Annotated in this window: 1 pseudogene; it reads left to right on the top strand. The window is 66.1% G+C overall.

Features of this window, described 5'->3' with window-relative positions:
• Positions 1-58 precede the first annotated feature (58 nt).
• Positions 59-292 (top strand): annotated as a pseudogene (locus XpopCFBP1817_RS21390) (IS110 family transposase); the annotation flags it as partial.

Raw genomic sequence — 292 nt, 5'->3', positions numbered from 1 at the left:
GGCAGGGCAGGCAGGGGAGCTCTCGCGCCTTCAAGCCTAACGGAGACGGAGTTCGCGCATGAACGGCATCGGGATTGATGGGTGCAAGGCGCTGTTGGATGTGGCCGTCCACCGCGGCCCTTTCGCGCAGTTTCACAACACACCCGCGGGCCACCGCAAGTTGTTGTCCTGGCTGGCACACCATGAGGTCGGCCAGCGTGTCCTGGAGGCCTGTGGCGGATACGAACAGGCAGTGCTGGATGCCCTGTTCGACGCCGGTCACGTGGTGGTCCGGTGCGCGCCGCTGCCATGC

Source organism: Xanthomonas populi (assembly GCF_002940065.1).
GTDB lineage: Bacteria > Pseudomonadota > Gammaproteobacteria > Xanthomonadales > Xanthomonadaceae > Xanthomonas > Xanthomonas populi.
This window is presented reverse-complemented; position numbering and strand designations above follow the sequence as displayed.